21 protein-coding genes are annotated in these 20,011 nt (G+C 48.5%); 5 read left to right on the forward strand and 16 right to left on the reverse strand.

All coding sequences use genetic code 11. The features are described from left to right. Positions 1 to 9: 9 nt before the first annotated feature. Together AC1VOR_RS05685 and AC1VOR_RS05690 are read left to right on the forward strand one after the other, a co-directional pair. Positions 10 to 186: a FeoB-associated Cys-rich membrane protein gene (locus AC1VOR_RS05685; RefSeq protein ID WP_482616324.1), complete on the forward strand. Its 177-nt coding sequence runs from the start codon at positions 10 to 12 to the stop codon at positions 184 to 186. A gap of 20 nt (positions 187 to 206) precedes the next feature. Beyond that, positions 207 to 428, forward strand: a complete 222-nt coding sequence (locus AC1VOR_RS05690) for a FeoA family protein (protein WP_482616325.1) — start codon at positions 207 to 209, stop codon at positions 426 to 428. A 93-nt stretch (positions 429 to 521) separates the two neighbouring features. Here AC1VOR_RS05690 and AC1VOR_RS05695 read toward each other — a convergent pair whose 3' ends face one another. From AC1VOR_RS05695 to ilvB, 7 genes are all read right to left on the reverse strand, one after another. After that, complete coding sequence (locus AC1VOR_RS05695; protein ID WP_482616326.1) at positions 522 to 1,625, reverse strand: ATP-binding protein; 1,104 nt, start codon at positions 1,623 to 1,625, stop codon at positions 522 to 524. 292 nt (positions 1,626 to 1,917) lie between these two features. After that, positions 1,918 to 2,328 (reverse strand): hypothetical protein, encoded by a 411-nt coding sequence (locus AC1VOR_RS05700; protein ID WP_018753050.1) that lies wholly within the window; start codon positions 2,326 to 2,328, stop codon positions 1,918 to 1,920. A gap of 222 nt (positions 2,329 to 2,550) precedes the next feature. Beyond that, positions 2,551 to 3,096, reverse strand: coding sequence for a peroxiredoxin (locus AC1VOR_RS05705; protein ID WP_482616329.1), 546 nt, complete (start codon positions 3,094 to 3,096; stop codon positions 2,551 to 2,553). 82 nt (positions 3,097 to 3,178) lie between these two features. Beyond that, positions 3,179 to 4,258, reverse strand: a complete 1,080-nt coding sequence (leuB, locus tag AC1VOR_RS05710; RefSeq protein WP_482616331.1) for a 3-isopropylmalate dehydrogenase — start codon at positions 4,256 to 4,258, stop codon at positions 3,179 to 3,181. Between the two features lie 205 nt (positions 4,259 to 4,463). Then, positions 4,464 to 5,456, reverse strand: coding sequence for a ketol-acid reductoisomerase (ilvC, locus tag AC1VOR_RS05715; protein ID WP_059051629.1), 993 nt, complete (start codon positions 5,454 to 5,456; stop codon positions 4,464 to 4,466). Between the two features lie 223 nt (positions 5,457 to 5,679). Beyond that, positions 5,680 to 6,165, reverse strand: a complete 486-nt coding sequence (ilvN, locus tag AC1VOR_RS05720; protein ID WP_482616422.1) for an acetolactate synthase small subunit — start codon at positions 6,163 to 6,165, stop codon at positions 5,680 to 5,682. Further along, entirely contained in the window at positions 6,165 to 7,910 is a 1,746-nt protein-coding gene (gene ilvB, locus AC1VOR_RS05725) for a biosynthetic-type acetolactate synthase large subunit (RefSeq protein ID WP_482616332.1), read from the reverse strand. The genes ilvN and ilvB overlap by 1 nt, the downstream gene beginning before the upstream one ends. A gap of 542 nt (positions 7,911 to 8,452) precedes the next feature. On the opposite strand from ilvB, the gene AC1VOR_RS05730 reads away from it, so the two are divergent. After that, entirely contained in the window at positions 8,453 to 8,908 is a 456-nt protein-coding gene (locus AC1VOR_RS05730) for a GNAT family N-acetyltransferase (protein ID WP_482616334.1), read from the forward strand. A gap of 7 nt (positions 8,909 to 8,915) precedes the next feature. Here AC1VOR_RS05730 and AC1VOR_RS05735 read toward each other — a convergent pair whose 3' ends face one another. From AC1VOR_RS05735 to AC1VOR_RS05775, 9 genes are all read right to left on the reverse strand, one after another. Then, entirely contained in the window at positions 8,916 to 9,236 is a 321-nt protein-coding gene (locus tag AC1VOR_RS05735) for a hypothetical protein (RefSeq protein ID WP_482616335.1), read from the reverse strand. A 219-nt stretch (positions 9,237 to 9,455) separates the two neighbouring features. Further along, positions 9,456 to 10,415, reverse strand: a complete 960-nt coding sequence (locus AC1VOR_RS05740; RefSeq protein ID WP_482616336.1) for an ABC transporter permease — start codon at positions 10,413 to 10,415, stop codon at positions 9,456 to 9,458. A 1-nt stretch (position 10,416) separates the two neighbouring features. Further along, positions 10,417 to 11,490: an ABC transporter permease gene (locus AC1VOR_RS05745; RefSeq protein WP_482616337.1), complete on the reverse strand. Its 1,074-nt coding sequence runs from the start codon at positions 11,488 to 11,490 to the stop codon at positions 10,417 to 10,419. Then, positions 11,483 to 13,021, reverse strand: a complete 1,539-nt coding sequence (locus tag AC1VOR_RS05750) for an ABC transporter ATP-binding protein (protein ID WP_482616339.1) — start codon at positions 13,019 to 13,021, stop codon at positions 11,483 to 11,485. Before AC1VOR_RS05750 ends, AC1VOR_RS05745 begins: the two co-directional genes overlap by 8 nt. Positions 13,022 to 13,143: 122 nt before the next feature. Further along, the gene (locus tag AC1VOR_RS05755) at positions 13,144 to 14,226 is read right to left on the reverse strand and encodes a BMP family lipoprotein (protein WP_482616341.1); all 1,083 of its coding nucleotides are present in this window, start codon (positions 14,224 to 14,226) and stop codon (positions 13,144 to 13,146) included. A gap of 432 nt (positions 14,227 to 14,658) precedes the next feature. Next, positions 14,659 to 15,018, reverse strand: a complete 360-nt coding sequence (gene rplT / locus AC1VOR_RS05760) for a 50S ribosomal protein L20 (RefSeq protein ID WP_059051615.1) — start codon at positions 15,016 to 15,018, stop codon at positions 14,659 to 14,661. Between the two features lie 43 nt (positions 15,019 to 15,061). Beyond that, a complete protein-coding gene (rpmI, locus tag AC1VOR_RS05765; protein ID WP_018753037.1) occupies positions 15,062 to 15,262 on the reverse strand; it encodes a 50S ribosomal protein L35 in 201 nt (66 codons plus the stop codon). A gap of 61 nt (positions 15,263 to 15,323) precedes the next feature. Next, on the reverse strand, positions 15,324 to 15,818 hold the full coding sequence (gene infC / locus AC1VOR_RS05770) for a translation initiation factor IF-3 (protein WP_482616343.1): 495 nt from the start codon (positions 15,816 to 15,818) through the stop codon (positions 15,324 to 15,326). A 273-nt stretch (positions 15,819 to 16,091) separates the two neighbouring features. After that, complete coding sequence (locus AC1VOR_RS05775; protein WP_482616345.1) at positions 16,092 to 17,330, reverse strand: glycosyltransferase family 2 protein; 1,239 nt, start codon at positions 17,328 to 17,330, stop codon at positions 16,092 to 16,094. Between the two features lie 632 nt (positions 17,331 to 17,962). Between AC1VOR_RS05775 and AC1VOR_RS05780 the strand changes: the two genes are divergently transcribed. Both AC1VOR_RS05780 and AC1VOR_RS05785 read left to right on the forward strand, forming a co-directional pair. Then, on the forward strand, positions 17,963 to 18,490 hold the full coding sequence (locus AC1VOR_RS05780; protein ID WP_482616347.1) for a phosphatase PAP2 family protein: 528 nt from the start codon (positions 17,963 to 17,965) through the stop codon (positions 18,488 to 18,490). Between the two features lie 49 nt (positions 18,491 to 18,539). After that, entirely contained in the window at positions 18,540 to 19,679 is a 1,140-nt protein-coding gene (locus tag AC1VOR_RS05785) for an MGDG synthase family glycosyltransferase (protein ID WP_482616348.1), read from the forward strand. Positions 19,680 to 20,011: the final 332 nt, after the last annotated feature.

The raw sequence follows: 20,011 nt of genomic DNA on the forward strand, positions 1-20,011 counted from the left end.
GGAATCTTCATGATTGATTACTTGATCGTTGCTGTCTTGGCCGGAATCATCGGCTTCACTGTGTATCGCTATATCAAGCGTCAGAAATCAGGCGGGGGCTGTGCCGGGTGTAGTGGCTCCTGCGAGCAGTTCAGCTCCTGCTGCGAGCCGAAGAAGCACTCTGAAGCTTCAACTCACCGCCCTTAAATCAAGGAGGAACTCATGACATGCCACTAACTATGCTGCCTCCAGGTCAGGAAGCTATCATCCGCGATTGTAAAGCCTCTGAGGCTACCCGTAAGTTTCTTGAGGGCCTGGGTATCGTACCTGGAGCATCCATTACAGTAGTCAGTGAAACCGGCGGCAACTTGATTGTTAACGTCAAGGGCTCCCGGCTTGCCTTAAGCAAGGGCGTTGCCAGTCAGTTATACATCACGCTGGCTCCCTAACCTAACAATAACAATGAAGGCGCCTTGCTCCAGAGCCACAACGGCGGAGCAAGGCGCCTTTTCAATTGGTTTTCTTGCGCTTCATTATTATGCTTATGCTACCGGCAGAGAAATCACAAAGATGGTTCCGGCTCCCTTCAGGCTGTCCACAGATATCGTTCCCCGATGGTTACGGATAATGCGATAGCTCACCGATAACCCCAGGCCTGTCCCCTTTTCCTTCGTAGTAAAGAACGGGTCGAAGAGACGAACCAGCATCCCCTTATCCATTCCGTTGCCGTTATCCTGGATGGAGATTTTCACGAATTTCCCATCCATTTCTGCTCCCACATCAATAACTCCCTGATGTTCACCTTCCACTTCCGCAATAGCATCCATCGCATTCTTGATAATATTCAGCAGCACTTGCTTGATCTGCTTTACATCAATGGAGACGAACAATTCCTCTGAAGGGGCATGCAGTATCATTTGACAGCCCTTCATGACCGCTTCACTCTCGGTTAACAGCACAACCTCCTTCAGCAAAGAAGATACACTCTCCGCCGATTTCTGCGGAGCTGACGGCTTGGACGAGTTCAGGAATTCATGAATAATATCATTGGCCCGGTCGATTTCTGTCAAGATAATCCGGGCATACTCATCCTTGCCCAACTCCATAAGATGCGGTCGCAGCAATTGAATGAATCCACGAATGGCTGTTAACGGGTTGCGAATTTCATGGGCGATTGCGGCTGATATTTTGCCCAGCATCGCCATCTTATCATTTTGGTAAGCAGCCTCTTCAATTCTTCTAAAGTCAGAGACATCCTTGACACTGAGTAAGAAATCTCCGTCCATTTGATCCCCATAGGTAACCGTGATTAACCAGTGCCTCCCGTATTCATCAATTAATTCATGATATTTCTTCCGGTGAAAAATGGTCTCTCGGTAAATCCGCATAATTTTGCGCTTCTTGAAGGAGTTCAGGTGCGGATGCCTGAGCATATGCAGCAAGTTACAGCCAATAAGGGACTGGCGCGGTAGCTCGAGGAGCTTGGCCATTTGAACATTGATGAAGGTTAGAACCCCGTCGCTATCAAACAGCATAATACCGCTGTCCAGGTGCTGGAGCACGTTTTCATACTTGTTTTTGACGAGTTGGGTTGATTGGAATGCTTTGACGGACTGGAGCAGTGTCTCTTGAAATTCACTCAACAAGTTGGTTCCCCCTTTACACAAATGATGTACTTGCCTACCGACAACATACGATCACTACCTGAGAAGAACTTTACCCTAACCGGCGCACATAAATAATTAGCAATGTCTATTGATTCTGCTTGCCATAACGCTGACTGTGCCGTCCCCCAGAGCATCCTGCTTCAATCATAGTAAAGTTTTCCAAATACCGTCAACCAGAGATACTGTCGAAAAAGGTTGGATCAACGCAAAAGAACGACCCTGGTCCTAAAAAAAGAAAATAGCCTTCCTCCCGGAAGACTATTTTGCGGATTTAGCGGTTATTATGCTGTAGTCTGGCTCTGCGGCGGCTCATCACGGCCAGCCTCTTCTTCAGCTCATCTTCCCACTTCTCATCGCCAATTTGCTTGGCTACAGACAGAAGATCGAGAGAAATATCAATTTGACTTTGTACGATAACGAGTGGATCTTCATCCTCCCGATTGACGCAATTACCGAAGATCGAATCATCGTCCTCCATGACAAAATCCTGAAAGTCGATCTCGGAAACGCCATCGCTATGAGCGTACTCGGCCAAAATTTCATATTCATTTTCGACTTTATAATGAACCTCAACCCGATGGCATACCGGGCAAAATAAAAGGGGCACATTATGAACCTGCGTACGATAATGCTTCAATGTTCCCTTTGTTCCCAACATACTGGCTCCGCAGCAAAAACTCATTCCCCTTCACCCTTTCCCGCGTTTGGTTCATTCCCCAATTCGTGCACACAAGCAGGGATGTCATATAATTTATTCGTGGAGCCCTCTGCAAATTCCTGCGAAAATTAATAAAATCTCATTTATGTTTACTTTTCCGCCAGGGGGCTCAAACCATGCATTGTGGGGCAAAAAACCCCCTGCGGGGGCATTGCCCAAACAGGGGGTACTGCTAAAATATAGATGTTATCCGTTCAAATTCTTGTCGCCCGGCTTCCAATTCATGGCGCATAGTCCGCCGGATTGCAGCGCCTGCAAGACACGAAGGGTCTCATCCACGCTACGGCCCACATCGTTATGGTTAACTACTTCATACTTCAATTCGCCTTCCGGATCAATAATGAACAAGCCGCGAAGAGCAATACCTTCCTCTTCAATGAGGATGCCATAATCGCGCGCTACACTCTTCGTAATGTCAGAAGCGAGCGGGAAGTTCAACTGGCCAAGGCCGTTACTATCCCTCGGTGTGTTAATCCATGCTTTATGACTATGCTCCGAGTCCGTACTGGCACCAAGAATTTCACAATTCAGCTTCTGAAATTCTTCGTATGCCTGGCTCAATGCAGTAATTTCAGTCGGACATACAAAGGTAAAATCAAGCGGATAGAAGAAAAATACCAACCACTTGCCACGATAATCGGACAGCTTCTTACGTCCAAATTCCTTACCGTCCCCGGTCACCACGGCCATATCAAAATCCGGTGCGGGTCTTCCAACCAAACGTTCTGCCACTTCAAAAACCTCCTTTGCAAACCTACAACTCACATGGTATCATCGGCTATTTTTAAAGTCAAACAAGCCTTGTTCGTGCGGCTTATTTCTTAATGGCGGCAATAATCAACTCGCCCATCTCGCGGGTACCGATGGCTTTGCTCTTGTCCACCGCAATATCGCCTGTACGGTGACCCGCATCCAGGACATTCGCTACAGCGGCTTCAATCGCGTTCGCAGCATCTTCATACCCGAAGGTCATACGGAACATCAGGGCAACCGACAGAATCGTAGCAATCGGATTCGCCAGGTTTTGTCCAGCAATATCCGGTGCCGAGCCATGGACCGGCTCGTACAATCCGAAGCTGCCTTCACCCAGAGAAGCCGAGGACAACATGCCGATTGAACCCGTCAGCATGGCTGCTTCATCGCTGAGAATATCCCCGAACATATTTTCCGTCACAATGACATCGAAGCTGGAGGGACGACGCAGCAATTGCATAGCACAGTTGTCTACAAGTACATGCTCCAGTTCGACCTCGGGATATTCCGGAGCTACGCGATTGACAACCTCTCTCCACAGTCGCGAGCTTTCCAGTACATTCGCTTTGTCCACAGAGGCCAGCTTTTTGCGACGTTTACCGGCAATTTCGAACGCCTGACGAACAATACGCTCTACCTCGGTAACATTGTATGCGCAAGTATCCACCGCTTCTTGTCCATACTCAGTCTCGCGGCGGTATTTCTCACCAAAATAGATGCCCCCGGTAAGCTCGCGTACCACAATCAGATCCGTACCTTCCAGCACTTCAGGCTTAAGCGTCGAAGCATCCTTCAAGCAATCAAACACGACTGCCGGACGCAGATTCGAGAACAATCCTAACGCTTTGCGAATACCCAGCAGACCCGTTTCGGGACGCAACTCCTTCGGATTGTTATCCCATTTTGGACCGCCAACTGCCCCAAGCAGTACAGCATCCGCTTGCTGGCACACCTCAAGCGTGTCTTGCGGTAACGGCGTCCCCTTCTCGTCGATCGCGATCCCGCCGAACAAGGCATGTTCCGTTTCAAAGCGATAACCGAATAGTTCCTCCGTACGCTTCAATACCTTCTCCGCTTCGGCCACCACTTCGGGGCCAATACCGTCGCCCGCAATTATTGCGATTTTTTTTACTTCAGCCATTCCTACCGCTCCCCTTCGTAAACATCATCTCCTACTGTTGTAACATAAGGGGGGAGGATTAACAAAGATATAGTATCTATTAGACTAATAGGTTTCTCCTATAAGGTAGTTCAACATATTCAGCTATTTCATTCAAACAAATTAAAAAACTCCAAGGTGGTGTGCTCAGCGCACGCCACCATGGAGTTCTGTTAAGGTTTATAGCTTATTTCTTGATCCAATGCATCAATTCGCGCAGCTCTTTACCCACAACCTCGATTGGATGGTTGGCTTCGTTGCGACGAGTAGCCGTCAGGAACGCACGGTTGGATTGGTTCTCCAGAATAAAGTCACGAGCGAATTTACCTTGCTGGATATCCGCAAGCACTTCCTTCATTGCCTTCTTCGTTTCTTCCGTAACGATACGAGGACCTGTTACATAGTCACCATATTCTGCCGTGTTGGAGATCGAATCGCGCATGGTAGCCATGCCACCTTCATAGATCAGATCGACGATCAGCTTCATCTCATGCAAGCACTCGAAGTAAGCCATTTCCGGAGCATATCCGGCTTCGGTCAGCGTTTCAAAACCTGCTTTGATCAAGGCAGTTACGCCTCCGCAAAGTACGGCTTGTTCGCCAAACAAGTCAGTTTCGGTTTCTTCACGGAACGAGGTTTCGATAACCCCGGCACGCGTACAACCGATACCTTTAGCATAAGCCAAACCGATTTCCTTCGCTTTGCCCGTTGCATCCTGATGGATAGCAATCAGACCAGGTACACCAAAGCCCTCTACGTAAGTACGACGAACCATATGGCCCGGAGATTTCGGAGCAACCAGCAATACGTCGTTGTCCGGAGAAGGAACGATTTGGCCGAAATGTACGTTGAAGCCGTGCGCAAACAGCAATGCAGCACCTTTTTTCAGGTTAGGAGCAATTTCGCTATTATAAACTGCAGCTTGTGTTTCGTCCGGCATCAGGATTTGCACCAGGTCTGCACGTTTGGTTGCTTCTGCTACAGGCAATACCTCAAACCCATCTTCCTTCGCTTTGTTGAAGGATTTACCTTCGCGCAGACCGATGATTACATTCAGTCCGCTTTCGCGCAGGTTTTGCGCATGGGCATGTCCTTGGCTACCGTAACCGATAATTGCGATCGTTTTTCCTTTCAATACGCTAAGTTCTGCATCCTGCTCATAGTACAAAGTAACTGCCATTTCTAGTGCCCTCCTAAAATTTGCGGGACAGTCAAGCTGTGCCCTTGATTTGGTATGGTTCCTCCGCCAGATGATGAGCGGGTGTTTCAACGGACCGACGCCTTGAAGCAATAAAGCAAGATCCTAATACCTTCGATCCCCTCAAACACCAGCCATCCCTGACGGAGGATATAAGCCGCGTACTGCGGTGAACTCATAGATTAACTATACACCTGTTCTTACGTCAAGCGTTACCCCGAATCATAGCGGTTACGCCTGTTCTTGATAATTCACGGATACCATAAGGCTGAAGCAATTCAATCATCGCATCAATCTTCTCCGTATCCCCAACAACCTGTACGATCATGCTGGCCGTTCCAATATCGACCACCGCAGCGCGGAAGGTCTCCACAACCCCCATAATTTCTGGGCGTTCAGCCGGCTCGGCCTTCACCTTGATCAAGGCGAGCTCACGTGCCACCATCGGCCGAGAACTTAAATTCACCACTTTAATGACATCAATCAGCTTATATAGCTGCTTCTCGATTTGTTCGAGCGTCTTGTCATCACCTTGCGTTACGATGACCATCCGGGAGAGTCCCTGCTCCTCGGATTGGCCCACGGTGATGCTCTCGATATTGAAGCCGCGGCGGCCAAACAAGCCCGCTACACGCTGCAACACACCTGGCTGATCATTAACTAATACGGCAATCGCATGGTTTCTTCTCATCATTCACTGTCCCCCATCAGCATTTGATCAATGGTAGAACCTTGAGGGACCATCGGATATACATTTTCCCCTTTGCTGACTACGAATTCCACCAGCACAGGTCCCGGGGTATCGAGCGCCTCCTGCCAGACGCGCTTGGCATCCTCTTTGTTGGTAGCACGCAAGCCTTTAACACCATAGGCCTCAGCCAGCTTCACAAAATCCGGACTGCCTTCGAGATCGATATGGCTGTAACGATTGTTATAGATCAATTCCTGCCACTGACGAACCATCCCCAGCACCTGGTTGTTGATGACAACTACCTTGACCGGAATGTTATTGATGGCACAAATCGCGAGTTCCTGAGCACACATCTGCATCCCGCCATCACCGTTGATTGAGATTACCAATCGGTCCGGGAAGCCCATTTGAGCACCGATGGCGGAAGGGAAGCCAAAGCCCATCGTGCCAAGTCCACCAGAGGTAATCCATGAGCGAGGTTTATTGAACTTGTAATATTGCGCCGCCCACATTTGATGCTGCCCCACATCCGTGGTGACAATCGCATCTCCGCCTGTCGTGTCATTCAATAGTTCAATGACCCATTGTGGCTTAAGCACTTCGTCGGAATCCTTGTATTTCAGCGGTTTGTCGATTTTGGACTGGCTGATTTGCGCTCTCCACGCATCTGCCTTATCGGCACGCGCTACCAGCGGGTTCAGCAGTTCCAGTACCGTCTTCACATCGCCAACAATCGGAATATCCGGACGGATGTTTTTGCCGATTTCAGCGGGGTCGATGTCGATATGGACGATCTTCGCCTTCGGAGCGAATCCATCCAGTTTGCCCGTTACCCGGTCATCAAAGCGGGCCCCGATGTTAATCAACAAATCCGCTTCCTGAATGGACTTGTTAGCCGTAAGCGTGCCGTGCATTCCCGGCATACCCATCCATAGCTCATGTCCACTTGGGAAAGCACCTAACCCGAGCAAGGTTGTCGTAATCGGAATTTGCGTTTTGTTCACGAACTCGAACAACTGCTCATGTCCACCGGAATACACGACACCGCCTCCGGCGATAATTACCGGCCGCTCCGCTTCCTGGATGGCCGCTGCCAGCTTGTCGAGTTGCAGACGATTTGGAGTAACCGTCGGGTTATACCCCCGCAGATTAACAGATTGCACCGGTTCAAAGCGAGCTTTGTTCGCCGATACATCCTTCGGAATATCGATCAGGACCGGACCTTTGCGGCCTGTATTGGCGATATGGAACGCTTCATGAATCACTCTTGGCAGATCTTCTACATCTCTCACCAAGTAGCTATGCTTCGTAATCGGCATCGTAATGCCGGTAATATCCGCCTCCTGGAAAGCATCTGTGCCGATCAAGCTCGACACGACGTTGCCAGTGATGACAACGAGCGGTACCGAATCCATGAACGCTGTAGCGATTCCGGTTACGGTGTTGGTTGCCCCTGGACCGGAGGTAGCGATGCATACGCCAACTTTGCCGGTGGCCCGTGCATAACCATCTGCTGCATGAATGGCTCCCTGCTCATGTCTTGTCAGCAGGTGATGGAAATCGGTGAACCCGTACAGCGCATCGTAGATGTACAATACCGCCCCACCCGGATACCCGAAGACACACTCGACACCTTCCAAAAGCAAACTGCGAAGCAGTATTTCCGAACCCGAAATGACTTCCGGTTTCATCCATTTCTCACGTAATTGTTCTGTAGATCGCACTTCTGGTATTTGCGCGCTCATCAGTCATCCTCCTTCCAAATTCTCGTGTATTGTATTTGCAATAAAATCAAAAAAACCTTCCGTCCGCCGGAACAGTTTCCTATTCCGAGGGACGAAAGGTTTGATCCTTCGTGGTACCACCCATTTTCACCCGACACTTCGCAATGCCGAGCCTTGACGAGTATAGACGTGTGCCGCCTTACTCGTGGTCCGTAACGCAGACCTGACGATTTTCCCTAATAAGCTTCAGTGCAAGCACTACCGCGGAATAGCTTGCAGCCTTTCAGGAAAACAGCTCCGAGGTGAGCTCGCATTCAAGGGATTTTGGTGGTGGTTTCAGCAATTCCACACACTCTCTGAGCAAAGAGCCCTTAAACCTTCGTCCTCTTCATCGCCGATACATAATATAGTCTTAAAATGTTTAGGAACATTATATGATTAGTTCACACATCGAGTCAATACCCTAATGAATTAAAGTTTTTTATGCGGAACCCTTTCCTTCCTTCCAAACATATGATAAAGGATAGTGCCCAGACACGTACAGCAAGGAGGAGAAGCAGCGTATGATTCGTTATAGAAGGCCCAAGCAAGACGATCCCTTTATCTATGATTTAATCCGTAAAGAGCTCGTCCCCTTCTCTCATATGCCCTCCCATGAAGTCGAAGCGGCTCTACGAGAGCTCCCTACACGTATGTCACGAGGGGTATCACTCGTCTCCTCGCCTTATTATGAGGCTGACCCGGTCGGTTTCATTCATTTTCTGATTCATGGCGAGCTACTGTATATCGACATGATGGCCGTAGCCTCATCCTATCAGCGTCAGCGCATCGGCAAAACACTAATGGCCCACGCTGAGAACTTTGCCTTGTCTCGCGGCTGCCAGCGGGCAAAAGTTATGGTGGACCGGAGTAATCCCCGAGCCCACCTGTTTTACCGCAAATTGGGCTACCGAACGCTGCGCTTTATTCAAACGTCCCAATGTTATGAACTGGAGAAGACGTTGCCCGCCCGTTTCTGAGCAGAATTTACCAGAAATAAGGGTAGGGGTAACCGCCATAACCGGGACCAGGGCCATACGGACCTCCATAGGGGCCACCGCCGTAACCACCGTAACCGCCATAGCCACCACCAAAGCCCGGAGCCGTACCGATTGCCAGCAAGTCGAATAGAACGAGGGGAATGAGCGCCTTAGTCTTCACTTTTTTCCCAGGGGCTTGACGAATAATCAAGCGGTTGCCGCTGATTTTTACCAGCTTGCCCGTCACCACAGTACCATCTTTTTTATAAGCCGTGATTGATTTGCCCAGCCATTTCCCGGCTTCTCTTCTTGTCACCGATTTGCCCATCGCAAACTCCTCCTGTCAGGTTACATCCTATAGTCGTGAACATCCATCCCTGTCCGAACATCCCAGCCGACTATGTTGTGTTCAACCTAACCTATTCGCAAATCCCCTCCTGTGCTTGCGCCATCGCCTTTACCAGACTAAATCGGGCTTGTCTCCCGCTAATTTCGCTCATGCCAAAAAGGCTCCGTCAAAGACGGAACCCTACTGGCTTAAACCCTATTATCTTTTACTTGGATCGTACGGAGTCCCCAATGCTGATGGCGCGGAAGAACGTCCCACCGCTCCAACAAGCACGATAATGGTCAGTACATAAGGAATCATGAATATGAATTCTTGCGGAATGCTTCTGGACCATTCAAACAACTGCACGTAGTTGCGGATCGCCTGAGAGAAGCCGAAAAATACCGCTGCACCAAAGGCGCCCAGTGGATTCCATTTACCGAAGATCATAGCCGCGATGGCAATAAAACCTTGCCCGGAAATGGTGTTATGCGCAAATGTACTGGTCGTGGTCAACGTAATGGTCGCACCACCAATACCGCCCAGCATCCCACTGAGCAGCACGCCGATATAACGCATCTTGGTGACGTTAACTCCCAGCGTGTCTGCCGCACTCGGATGCTCACCAACAGAACGCAGCCGTAGCCCAAACGGCGTCTTAAACAAGACGAAATAAATGGCAACCACAAGAATCAAGGCCAGATAGGTCGTCGGATAGGCATTGAACAAGCCCTCACCGATAATTGGGATATCGCGAAGGAATGGAATCGGAACCTTGTGAAATACATTAATCAGCGGCGTTTCTGCTGAGCCGTCGAACAAGAGCTTCACAATATAAACGGTCAGGCCGGCGGCGAGGAAATTGATGACAATCCCGCTGATCGTTTGATCCGCTTTAAATGTAATCGTAGCTACTGCATGAATAAGCGCACCAAGCCCCCCCATAATGACGGCAGCCAGTACCCCCACCCATGGAGCAAACGCCCCCATTCCCGCCTCTTGGGCGTAATAGGTGCCTACTCCAGCGGCAAATGCGCCGAAGATCATCAAGCCTTCCAGCCCGATGTTAACTACGCCTGAGCGCTCCGAGAAAATCCCCCCTAGAGCCGTGAAAATAAGGGCCGTCGAGAAGACCAGGGTCGAATTAAGCAGTTGACCAAGTAGTGTTAGCACATCCATGTTACAACACCTTCTCTTTCTTGCGCTTCAGAACCAAAGGCTTCACTATGAGTTTGACGATGCCTTGAGCCGCAATGAAGAATATGATTGAGCCAATAACGATCTTGATGATCTCCGGGGGAACCCCTGCGCCAAAGCTCATACCAGCCGCACCATAAGTCAGCACACCATACAGAATAGCGCCTAGCACTACACCGAAGGGGTGATTCATCCCCAGCAGCGCTACGGCAATTCCGTCAAAGCCATATCCTGGCGAAGCAGCAAAGACAGATTGATAGTGGAACACCCCAAGCACCTCAAAGGTGCCGGCCAGTCCAGCGAACACGCCGCTGATAAACATGGCTTTGACTACATTACGGCCCACATTCATACCGGCATATTCAGCAGCGTTTGGATTTAAGCCTACAGACCGCATTTCGTAACCCTGCTTGGTTTTCCAGAGATAAATAAAGAAGAATGCCGCAGCCAAGAGCGCGACTAATGTTCCCCAATGGATTCGCGCATTATTAAAAATGTCGTTCAAAAATGTCATCGCTGCAGAAGCCTCGATATTCTCGGAGCGATTCTGCCCCTTGAGCAGGAAGAAATGACGAATAACATAATTCGATAAGTACAGCGCCGTCCAGTTAAGCATGATCGTGGTAATAACCTCGTTAATGCCCCGTTTAGCCTTCAGATAACCGGCGATGGCCGCCCATAGGCCACCTCCCAGCCCGCCTGCGATGACAGCCAGAGGTACAACCACTGCTGAGGGAAGGCCCGACAAGGATAGCGATACTGCCGTAGCCGAGGTCATGCCAATCAATACCTGACCATCAGCACCGATATTAAACATACCGGAACGGAAGGCAAAGGCAACAGCTAAACCAGTAAAGATCAGCGGTGTAATCTGACGAATCGTTTCCCCGAAGTCATAGGGATTTCCAATAACCCTCTGAATCAGCGCGCCATACGCTGTCAGCGGATTATAGCCGCCAATCAGCATAACCACCGCACCGACGAGTAAACCAAGGATAATGGCGACCAGCGGTAAAATCAGGCTGTCCATCGTGAATATTTTGCGTAATTTATCCAACGTTATGACCTCCCCGTTCCAGGCTTCCCGACATCATCAGGCCAAGTTCCTGATCGTTGGTCTCCTGTGGGAGTACCTCACCCACAATGCGTCCCTCGTAAATGACCGCGATCCGATCCGACACATTCATAATTTCATCCAGCTCAAAGGAAACAAGCAATACCGCTTTTCCTTGATCGCGCTGCTCAATTAGTTGCTTGTGAACAAATTCAATCGCGCCCACATCCAGACCACGCGTCGGCTGTGCAGCAATGAGCAGATCCGGATTTTTGTCTATTTCCCGCGCAATAATTGCCTTTTGCTGATTCCCGCCAGACAAGGAGCGCGCCTTCGTCTCGACACTTGGCGTACGAACATCGAAGGCTTCAACCAGTGCCTTGGCGTGCTCGTCAATCGTCTTGTGATCCAGGAAACCACGTTTGCTATAGGGTTCCTTGTAATATGTCTCCAGGACCATATTTTCGCTCACCGAAAAATCCAGCACTAGGCCATGCTTGTGACGATCCTCGGGAATATGCGAGAGTCCGTTTTCAATGATTTTTCGCGCAGGCAAATTAGCAATTTCCTTGCCCCCTAGCAAAATGGAGCCGGAATCGATTTTACGCAATCCGGTGATAGCCTCGATCAATTCACTTTGACCATTCCCGTCTACCCCAGCTATACCGACAATCTCGCCAGCCTTCACGTCCAAATTCAGTCCGTTCAGAACAGATATACCATGTTTGCCCTTAAGCGTTACTTGGCTTAATTGCAATACAGGCTGTCCAATCTGCGGTTCTTGCTTGTCCACCTTGAAAGAGACGTCCCGACCAACCATCTTCTCCGCCAATTCCTGCGGGTTAGTCTTGTCCGTATCCACCGTGTCGATTACCTTCCCGCGACGAATAATCGTCACGCGATCAGAAATGTCCATGATCTCCTTCAGCTTGTGGGTAATGAGTATGATTGACTTTCCCTCTGCAACCAATCGCTTCATGATTTCCATGAGTTCTTGAATCTCTTGCGGCGTAAGCACAGCAGTGGGCTCGTCAAATATAAGTACATCCGCGCCGCGGAACAGAATCTTCATGATCTCCACCCGTTGCTGCATCCCGACAGAGATATCCTGGATTTTAGCGTTCGCATTCACCTGAAGACCGTATTGCTCCGACAATTTCGCCACTTGAGCAGACGCGGATTTATAGTCGATATTAAGACCTTTTTTGGGTTCCATACCAAGAATAATATTCTCGGTTACCGTAAAAGGCTGTACCAGCTTGAAATGCTGGTGAACCATCCCAATTCCAAGCTTGATTGCTTTGTTGGGGTTATCAATGGTCACCGGCTTGCCGTTCATCTCAATCGAACCTTCATCCGGTTGATAGAGACCAAACAGAATGTTCATCAGCGTTGATTTGCCCGCACCATTTTCGCCGAGCAGGGCATGAATCTCCCCTTTGCGCAGAGCCAGACTAATAGAGTCATTTGCGATTACACCTGGAAAACGCTTTGTGATTTGCTTTAACTCGACTACCGGAGCCTCAGCACTCATGAAATCACCCTCACCATATTGGGATTAACGCAAGCAACAAGGCCAGTTGATCCACTGGCCTTGCCTGCTTGAAATCTGTATTCTACTTTCGACGCAGGCTTAAGTTCACCTGCTATCCTTCATTACTCAGCAGGAACCGTAATTTCACCGCTGATGATTTTTTGCTTGTACTCTTCTACTTTATCCAGGATTTCCTGGCTTACGTTCGGATTTTCTTCAGGCAAGCCAACGCCATCTTCTTTCAGCGTCAAGGTTGTAACCTTACCACCTTCAAAAGTACCGTCGATGACTTGTTGCGTCACGTTCTTAACTGCAACGTCTACACGTTTAATCATGGAAGTCAGCGTCACATCGTCGCCAAACTCGATGGATTGGTCCTTGTCGACGCCGATAACCCACATTTTATTTGCCCCACCAGCATTGTTCCGTGCTGTTGCTTCGTTAAATACGCCATTCCCCGTTTGGCCTGCCGCCGGGAATACAATATCAGCGCCGTAGTCAAACAGTTGGCCTGCCAGGGACTTACCGATATCCGGCTTATCATAAGCACCGGCATAGGTAATTTTCACTTCGGCATCCGGGTTAACTGCAGCTACACCAGCCTCAAATCCAACTGCAAAACGTTTGATAACCGGGCTTTCAGCACCGCCGATAAAACCGATTTTGTTCGTCTTTGTCGTAAGACCTGCCACAACACCAACGAGGAACGAACCTTCGTTCTCGGCAAAAGTAACAGATTCTACGTTAGGTGCTTCAACTACGCTGTCAATGATCGCCAGCTTGGAGTTCGGGTTAGCATCAGCTACTTGTTTGGTTGCATCCCCCAGGTCAAAGCCGATAGACCAAGTCAGGTCATAACCGCCTTGCACAAATTGGTTAAGGTTCGGAACATAGTCCGAGCTTTGATTACTTTGCAAATACTTGTGTCCAATCCCTTGCTCTTCGTTCAATGCTTCAAGAGCTTCCCATGCAGATTCGTTGAAGGATTTGTCGTTTACGCCGCCTACGTCGGTTACGAGACCGATTTTAAACTTGGATGCATCAGACGCGGTGTCCCCGCCGTTGCCCGCTTGCGTGTTGTCAGCGTTACCTGTGTTCCCTGTATTGGCCGCTCCACCGTTGTTTGCTGCATTGTTGCCGCATCCCGCCAGAACCAAAGTGAGTGCCAGCACCATAAGTAAAGATAGTTTGAAGGCTTTGTTCATTGCGATTATATCCCCCTTAAGATATTGTGGTCTGTCTAGGTTTCACCACACAGACAGATTATACCTGCAAAATGTGCTAAAATCCATACCTTTAACAACCCTTGGTCAAATAATTTTCGTGTTTATTCATTTTAAAGCGCTTTCCTTCGACAAAAATATCATTTAATGTTCGCTTCATGTGAACTTCGTCCAAATTCGGACTCGTTTTGTTTTAGGGTACAGTATATAAGCCATCTCTATGGTTCTTGTCTATTGGCCCTGGTTCTGGCTTCTTGCCTATAGCGTTCCAAATTCCCTGCATTTCCATGCCAGAGCACCATCAATTACCAAGCAAGCAAAACCTGTTTTTTCCATACACAAGGGATTCTTCAATTCTCAAAAAAAGCGCTGCCCCGGTGTCTTACCGGAGACAGCGCCTTGATTATATCTCACTTAAGCGTTGATCTTTTCCTTCGCAACAGCAGCCAAGGAATTAAATGCGTTCAGATCATTGACAGCAAGATCTGCCAGCATTTTGCGGTTGATGTTGACTTCAGCCAGCTTCAAACCATGCATCAGCTTGCTGTAAGACAAACCGTTCATACGAGCCGCAGCGTTAATACGCACGATCCACAATCTGCGGAAGTCACGTTTCTTCGTGCGACGATCGCGATAAGCGTAAAGCAAGGATTTCATTACTTGCTCGTTTGCTGTTTTGAAAATACGGTGTTTGGAACCGAAATAACCTTTAGCCAATTTCAATACTTTTTTATGACGACGACGAACGACGAATCCGCCTTTAACTCTTGCCATTTATAAAACCTCCCAGGTAATTGTGTTTATTTGTCTGATTTAATTATTTCAGGTTTGCCAGTTGTTGCTTCATGCGGCTAACGTCACCGGCGTAAGCAACAGGGCTGTTGGCCAAAACACGTTTACCACGTTTCGACTTATGGGACAGCAAGTGATTGCGGTTCGCTTTGTAACGTCTTACTTTACCAGTTCCGGTAATCTTGAAGCGGCCTTTCAGGCTGCTGTGAGTTTTCATTTTAGGCATTGTACTTCCCCCTCAGAGTTTGTGAACGCCGCTTTCTTCACTATATTATAGAAAACAAACGTTAGTTTTTCGGTGCTAAAATCATGATCATACTGCGGCCTTCCAGCTTTGGAAAGCGCTCGACGACGGAAATCTCTGCAACTTCTTCTCTTACGCGATCGAGAATCTTCTTCCCGATATCAGCATGGGTAATTTCCCGTCCGCGAAAGCGAACTGAGCATTTTACCTTGTCGCCTTCTTTCAAGAATTTGACCACATTGCGAAACTTCGTCTGATAATCATGTTCCTCGATATTAGCTCGGAACCATACTTCCTTAATGTCCACGATCTTCTGATTCTTACGGGCTTCCTTCTCTTTCTTCTGTTGCTCATAGCGGAACTTGCCATAGTCCATAATCCGGCAAACCGGCGGTTTGGCAGTTGGCGCAACGTTCACCAGGTCCAGATTCAGGTCAATTGCCATCTGCAGCGCTTCGCGCAGAGGCGTAATACCGATTTGCTCGCCTTCGGCACCCACCAGACGGACTTCTTTCGCACGAATCTCGTCATTGATCATGTGTTCCTTACTGATAATTCTCCACCTCCAAATAGTGTTAAATCTACCGTGACCGGGCTTACACACTAAAAAAGGGATACAGACATGTGCCTGCATCCCTCATTGATCGTTAATCTTCATGAACATACCATTCACAAATCAACGGATCAAAACCAGCCGACATAAAGTCGATCAGGTGAGAAGCCAGGGCCTCTACTTGCAATCCAAGTATCAAAGTCGTTCTTGTAACCTTAGATACTATATCACATTCAAGAATAGTCCGTCAAGCAGCAATTATCCTTGTTTGCTTTGTACTTCTTCCAGGCGGACCACCCGCGTGTGTTGCGTGTGACTCCATTGCTTGTTGTTCTGAGTGAAGAAAGCATAAAACGTAATCGGCCACCATGAGACCAGGTACACCGGGAACAAGATCAGGTAAGCATATACCTTCTTGAACGTGACCTTCTCCAAAATCATAGCTGCCAAGAAAATAAATACGTTAGCCAATATGGCCACAAAAGAAACCCACAGCGGTAAATAGCCGTAAAGCGTGTCAAAGTGCGGACCGTTCAGCAAAGCTTGATCAACCCAGATAAATGCCGTCAGCAGGAAGGTCAGCAACACCACGTACACATTGGCACCATACAAAGCCATATCCAGCTTCACCATATTCCGTTCCTTGATGCTCTTCCAGAGCAGCGGGAAGAAATAACGGCGGGCAACCGTAAAGTGCCCTTGCATCCAGCGCAAACGCTGACGAGCTGACGCCTTGAACGTGAGGGGCTTCTCATCAAATAGCTTGGCATCGTAATTAAAGACCGGGTATACACCGCGCTCAACGCAACGCATCGTAAACTCCAAATCCTCCACTAGGCTGGTTGCACCCCAACCCATTTCCTTCAACAATTCGGTTTCGAAGCACATCCCCGTACCGCCCAGGAAGTTGGCCATCTTCAGATTCGTCCGGGACAATTGCCACAAACGGTTGCAGTACCAGTAGGAGATACCATAAGAAGCAGTGATCCATGAATCCTCAGGATTCTTCGTATCGATATAGCCCTGAATAACTCGGGCGCCACTACACAAATCATTGTTCATCTCACGCAGGAAATCCGGATGCGCCAGGTTATCGGCGTCAAACATGACTACGGCATCATATTGCCGTGGCATCTTCCAGAGCTCCTTCAGCATCCATTCAATCGCATAGCCCTTCCCCCGCAAGTTCGGGTTGCTACGCACGCAGGCATTCATTCCGTGACTACGGACAATGCTTGCCGTATTGTCGGTGCAGTTATCGCAAATGACAAAAACGTCGTACAATTCTTTCGGATAGTTGAGATGCTTCAGATTTTCCATGAGAGCCCCAACTACTTTTTCCTCGTTATGCGCCGCTACCAGCACGGCAAATGATTTACGCGGAGCGAACTGCTCCTTGTGTTTGTTCCTGTACATGCCGAATAAAGCCAAGCCGAATTGATATACCCCGATCACTGCTAGCACGACCTGAAGTGCGATCAAAAAGACTCCCAACATGATTTCTTGCCCCCTTTTAACCCCTTTTGTTGTTGTGTTCTCTCTTTGTTTGGAGTTTGTTTTGTTGTCATGACCCTTGTTTTGTCTTTTGGTTCATTTTTTCTCTCTGTTTCTTACCTGCCTTGCTCTGTTGAAGTAAACCATTACGATTTTCCATGACTTCACGTCTTTTGTCAAAACGACTCTGACCCCTTCGCAGCCCAAATACCTTGAAGTTAGTCAATTAGGGCACATAGGGCCCCTACTTGCTGCATTCAGGGACGGTTACATCTTATTTTCATCACTTTTGGCATTTTTTATTTCTTTTTTCTGTTTTTTTTCATGATCGGCAAGGTTTTCATCGGCATGACATGTATACAGACGAAGCTTCCCGGCAAAAAGTTTACAATTCCGCACCATCTTCTTTAAACTTTTTTGCTATCATTTGAATCAGCCTATTGTAAAAAGAAGGTCATTTTCTGTCCCCGTGGCTCCAAATACGAAAAAACGTCCTTGAAAAGGCCATGGATTAAAAATATGATAAGTCTAACCTGAAAATGCCATGCTACTTTAGATGGGCAGCGATTTTGAGAGGTGTGCTGCAAGGCACTTCAGGCCGCAACATGCGGTCAAACATCATGCGGAGGGATTTCATGATTCGTTTATTTCATAAGTTACAACAACTCGACCGAAAGCTTTTTGTAGGAATTAATGGTCGCTTGCATCGCAGTTTCCTAAATTTTTGGCTTTATCATTTAACTCATCTGGGTGGAGCATGGTTTACGATTCTTGCCTCCTTACTTATCTGGATCGCGGCGCCGCAGCCATGGAGCAAAATCGGTCTGCAATCGTGTGTTGCGCTTGCCGTCAGCCACATTCCCGTGGCTCTGGTTAAGAAAATCTATCCGCGTGTGCGTCCTTATCTGACCTTGCCTGGCACGAACACCTTTCGCAATCCACTAACCGACCATTCGTTCCCGTCCGGCCACACAACGGCAATCTTTTCGGTGACCGTACCTTTCATGGCATTTGCTCCCGGACTAATTCTGGCCTTAATGCCCTTGTCTCTGCTTGTAGCAATTTCCCGTATTTACCTGGGTTTGCATTACCCATCCGATACCTTAGCCGGGGCTGTCATCGGCTCTTCTGTGGCGCTTGGCACGGTTGCATTGTGGAGCTAAAGGGGATATTGTAGACAATAGGAAAACCTTGCAGGAAAAGGTGAAACCAGTGCAAAAACAAAGAGTCTTGCTTTTATCCGAGGGGTTTGGAGCCGGTCATACGCAAGCGGCCTACGCGCTCTCCAGCAGTTTGCGAAAGCTCGCGCCGAATGTACAAACGAAAGTGCTGGAGTTGGGCAGTTTTTTGAATCCAAGAGTGGCGCCACTCATCATTACCGCCTACAAGAAGACGGTGTCCTCACAACCTCGGCTGATTCGTATGATGTATCGCAGCAATTACAAGAAGTCCTTGAACCGATTGACGACACTTGCTCTCCATCGGATTTTTTATACCCGTACCATTCAGATTATTCGTCAACTGCATCCTGATGTTATCGTGTGCACTCACCCGATCCCGAGTGCGGTAATCTCACGTTTGAAGAGGATTGGCATGCTGAATGTCCCACTCTCCACGGTCATTACAGATTATGACGTGCATGGGGCATGGGTAAGCCGTGAGGTTAACTGTTATCTGGTCTCGACGGATCAAGTGAAGCAGAAATTATTGGAGCGGGGCGTCGAAAGAAACAAGATTCTCATCACCGGTATTCCCGTACACCCGAACTTTTGGGAGCGGCACCGGAAGGAGGATATCCGCCAACAACTTGCGCTTGGCAATATGCCTACGGTCCTCGTGATGGGCGGAGGTTGGGGATTTATGAAGGACGAGGCTGTTTATTCCTTACTCGCCTCGTACCGGGAACAGATCCAGCTTATCTTCTGCTTCGGCAACAATGAGAAGTCGCTGGAGAAGATGAAGAAGGATCCCCGTTATGATCATCCAAATATCCATCTTCTCGGATTCACGAAAGAAATCGATAAGCTGATGGAGGCTTCCGATCTACTGATTACCAAGCCCGGCGGCATGACCTGCTCCGAAGGTTTGGCGAAGGGAATTCCCATGCTGTTCCACAAGCCGCTTCCAGGACAAGAAGAGGAGAATTCCCACTATTTCACGCAGCAGGGCTGGGGAACACCCATCAATTCACTCGATGATATCACCTCTTGGATTAAGCGCCTGACGGAGAATTATGATGAGGTTGTACGTTCACGGCAAAAGGTGATTAACCACATCGCCGGGTATCGTCCTATGCAAAGCGCTCAAGCTATCATCGATCTTCTTGGGAATACGAACTTTATCCGAAAATGAACACCTATCAAAAAAACCTTCAACTTCGCTAGATCGTGACCTTGTTGATCAGGATCGTGCAGTTGAAGGTTTTTTGTCTAAAACAGGGGCACCACAAAAAACAGAGGTTACATGCTCCTGCTTAGAAGCCTTTCGTAAACGAATTGAATCCACCACTAACGGGAAATGCTCCCTCTAATTCGCCTATATTCGCCTAAATTCCCTATTTAACAGGAAATTCTCATGTTAATTTTGAGATTTTTCCCAGAAATAAACGATTCTATTAAGATTAGCAGGAGAAAATCCCTATAAAGCTCGCTTTGTGGCGGATTTAAGCGGTTTAACGGGAGTTT

The sequence above is a fragment of the Paenibacillus sp. 1SOY10 genome (genome assembly GCF_056836745.1).

Bases quoted from the DNA above. Each gene is read 5' to 3' on its own strand.
- AC1VOR_RS05685 (WP_482616324.1), top strand. From the start codon at position 10: ATGATTGATTACTTGATCGTTGCTGTCTTGGCCGGAATCATCGGCTTC.
- AC1VOR_RS05690 (WP_482616325.1), top strand. From the start codon at position 207: ATGCCACTAACTATGCTGCCTCCAGGTCAGGAAGCTATCATCCGCGAT.
- AC1VOR_RS05700 (WP_018753050.1), bottom strand. From the start codon at position 2,328: ATGAGTTTTTGCTGCGGAGCCAGTATGTTGGGAACAAAGGGAACATTG.
- leuB (WP_482616331.1), bottom strand. From the start codon at position 4,258: ATGGCTGAAGTAAAAAAAATCGCAATAATTGCGGGCGACGGTATTGGC.
- ilvC (WP_059051629.1), bottom strand. From the start codon at position 5,456: ATGGCAGTTACTTTGTACTATGAGCAGGATGCAGAACTTAGCGTATTG.
- ilvN (WP_482616422.1), bottom strand. From the start codon at position 6,165: ATGAGAAGAAACCATGCGATTGCCGTATTAGTTAATGATCAGCCAGGT.
- ilvB (WP_482616332.1), bottom strand. From the start codon at position 7,910: ATGAGCGCGCAAATACCAGAAGTGCGATCTACAGAACAATTACGTGAG.
- AC1VOR_RS05730 (WP_482616334.1), top strand. From the start codon at position 8,453: ATGATTCGTTATAGAAGGCCCAAGCAAGACGATCCCTTTATCTATGAT.
- AC1VOR_RS05735 (WP_482616335.1), bottom strand. From the start codon at position 9,236: ATGGGCAAATCGGTGACAAGAAGAGAAGCCGGGAAATGGCTGGGCAAA.
- AC1VOR_RS05740 (WP_482616336.1), bottom strand. From the start codon at position 10,415: ATGGATGTGCTAACACTACTTGGTCAACTGCTTAATTCGACCCTGGTC.
- AC1VOR_RS05750 (WP_482616339.1), bottom strand. From the start codon at position 13,021: ATGAGTGCTGAGGCTCCGGTAGTCGAGTTAAAGCAAATCACAAAGCGT.
- AC1VOR_RS05755 (WP_482616341.1), bottom strand. From the start codon at position 14,226: ATGAACAAAGCCTTCAAACTATCTTTACTTATGGTGCTGGCACTCACT.
- rplT (WP_059051615.1), bottom strand. From the start codon at position 15,018: ATGGCAAGAGTTAAAGGCGGATTCGTCGTTCGTCGTCGTCATAAAAAA.
- rpmI (WP_018753037.1), bottom strand. From the start codon at position 15,262: ATGCCTAAAATGAAAACTCACAGCAGCCTGAAAGGCCGCTTCAAGATT.
- infC (WP_482616343.1), bottom strand. From the start codon at position 15,818: ATGATCAATGACGAGATTCGTGCGAAAGAAGTCCGTCTGGTGGGTGCC.
- AC1VOR_RS05775 (WP_482616345.1), bottom strand. From the start codon at position 17,330: ATGTTGGGAGTCTTTTTGATCGCACTTCAGGTCGTGCTAGCAGTGATC.
- AC1VOR_RS05780 (WP_482616347.1), top strand. From the start codon at position 17,963: ATGATTCGTTTATTTCATAAGTTACAACAACTCGACCGAAAGCTTTTT.